General features: G+C 72.1%; 2 protein-coding genes and 1 pseudogene. 1 reads left to right on the plus strand and 2 read right to left on the minus strand.

Annotated elements, in window-relative coordinates; genetic code table 11:
• Window positions 1-143: 143 nt before the first annotated feature.
• Window positions 144-634: pseudogene (locus NUV94_08100) on the minus strand (N-6 DNA methylase).
• Window positions 635-735: 101 nt separating this feature from the next.
• Complete coding sequence (gene rnhA / locus NUV94_08105) at window positions 736-1,188, minus strand: ribonuclease HI (GenBank protein MCR4392698.1); 453 nt, start codon at window positions 1,186-1,188, stop codon at window positions 736-738.
• Between the two features lie 86 nt (window positions 1,189-1,274).
• Here rnhA and NUV94_08110 point away from each other — a divergent pair, with 86 nt between their 5' ends.
• Complete coding sequence (locus NUV94_08110) at window positions 1,275-2,045, plus strand: acetylxylan esterase (protein MCR4392699.1); 771 nt, start codon at window positions 1,275-1,277, stop codon at window positions 2,043-2,045.
• Window positions 2,046-2,183: the final 138 nt, after the last annotated feature.

Here is a 2,183-nt window from a genome sequence, read left to right on the forward strand (position 1 = left end):
CCACACCCCGTAGGTCCGGCACACCTCAAGGATCGACGTGCCCGACTCCACCTCCTGCAAGATCCTCACGATCTGCTCTTCCGTGCACCTCTTCCCCTTCACGAGCGGATCTTCCCACTCCCGGTGGCACAGCTTCCGGGGGGCACGTCCGGGAAGCGGTCGTTGTGGAAGGTGTCGCCCTGCTCGATCCGGCCGTCGATCCCCCGGATGGCGAGGTTCATCTTGGCCAGGCGCCAGGTGGTGTAGTGGAGTTCCTGGCCGTAGACGCTGATCTTTGCGCGGGCGCGGCCGCCGTTGCCCGTGGCGTGGGCCTCGATGAACTCCACCGACTGCACGAACATGCCCGAGGAGCCGCAGCAGGGTCGTAGACCCGGACCAGGATGTCGCGGGCGTGGTTTTCGTCACCGCCCAGGTGGATGTTGGTGACGAGGTCGATGAGCTGGCCGAGGCGGTGCTTGTCCGGCGCCGGGCGGGCGTAGTCCTTGGGGAGCACCCCCTTGAGGGAGGGGTTGTCTCGTTCTACGGCAGCCATAGCCTTGTCCACGAGCTCGCCGATCGAGGGCTGGCGGGCGGTCTTCTGCAGCTCCGACCAGCGGGCGTCGGCCATTCTCCACAGCTCGGCCTCGTACCCCACAGTCGCCCCGCCGGGTGGTCCGCCCCACCCGGCTTCCGTCCCCGCGCCATGGCCCCCGGGATGGTGGTGACCTCCCGCGGAGGCGACAACTCAGGATACCGCTACCCTGCCTCCTCGCGGCCCTCGGCCGCGGCGCGGGCCAGCGTGTCGGCCCGCTCGTTCTCCGGGTCCCCGGCGTGGCCCGCAAGCCAGTGGAACCGCACCCGGTGGACCCCCACCAGCCGATCCAGCTCCCGCCACAGGTCCTCGTTGGCCACCGGCACCAGCCGCCTCCCCTCCCGCCGCCGCCACCCCAGCTCCTTCCACCGCGGAAGCCACTCCGTCATCCCCCGCTTGAGGTACGCAGAGTCCGTGTACAGGTCCACCTCCGCCGGCTCGCGGAGCGCCCCCAGGGCCTCGATCGCCGCCCGGAGCTCCATCCGGTTGTTCGTCGTCCGCTCCTCGCGGCCGAAGATCTCCTTCCGATGCGACCCGGACACGAGAACCGCCGCCCAGCCCCCGGGGCCGGGGTTCCCAATGCACGCCCCATCCGTGTAGACCCGCACCCTCTTCACAGCCCCGAGGTATAGCCCCCCCGCGCCCCCTGTCGACCCGGAGGGCCTCGACCGAGCCCTGGATCCCGGGTAGGCTCACCCCTGCCATGATCGAGCCCACGTGGGAGGACCTTCGCCGGGCGATCTTCCGCCTGTACGGGGAGGCCCGGTACCGCGAGGCCCTCGCCTACGCCCGACAAGCGGCAGCGCGGTTCCCGGAGCACGAGGCCCGCACCGCCTACTGGACCGCGTGCTTCCTGTGCCGGGTCGGGGAGCCGGAGGAGGCCCTCCGCACCCTGGAGGAAGCCCACGCCCGCGGGCACTGGTGGGGGGAGGGGCTCCTCACGAAGGACCCCGACCTTGAGCCCCTGCGGGCGCACCCCGGCTTCGATCGCGTCCTGGCCAGCTGCCGGGAGTCCCAGCGCCGCGCCCAGGCCACCGCCCAGTCCCAGGCACGGGTCCTCTTCCCCGAAGGGGAAGCCTTGCCCCGCCGATCCCCTCTCCTCCTCGTCCTCCACGGCCGCGGCGGGAGCGCCGAGGAGTACGCGCCCCACTTCCGATCCGCCACGGCCCAGGGGTGGATCGTGGCCCTCGCCCAGGGAACCCAGCTCGAGGGGGAGGGCATGTACACCTGGGACGACCGCGACCTCGCGGAGCGGGAAGTGGCCTCCCTCTGGCGCGACGTCGCCCGCTCCCACCCGGTGGACGAGGAACGGGTCGCCCTGGCCGGGGCCTCCCAGGGCGGGGCCCTGGCGATCGCGTGGGCGCTTGCAGGCCTCGTCTGCCGGCTCGAGGTGGTCCCCGGCCTCGGGCACGAACTCCCCGACGACTTCCCCCAGCGGCTCCCCGCCGCCCTGGCCTTCGTGGCAGGGGCCTGAGGGGGAGGCGGTGACCCTCCTCCGCACCGCGTGGCGGAACCTGGGGCGGCACCCCCAGCGGTCGGCCCTCATGACCGGCATCGTCGCGTTCGGAAGCCTGGTCATCGTCGTCCTGTTCGGGATCACGGACGGCTTCGT

Source organism: Candidatus Acetothermia bacterium, assembly GCA_024653305.1.
Classification (GTDB): domain Bacteria; phylum Bipolaricaulota; class Bipolaricaulia; order Bipolaricaulales; family Bipolaricaulaceae; genus JACIWI01.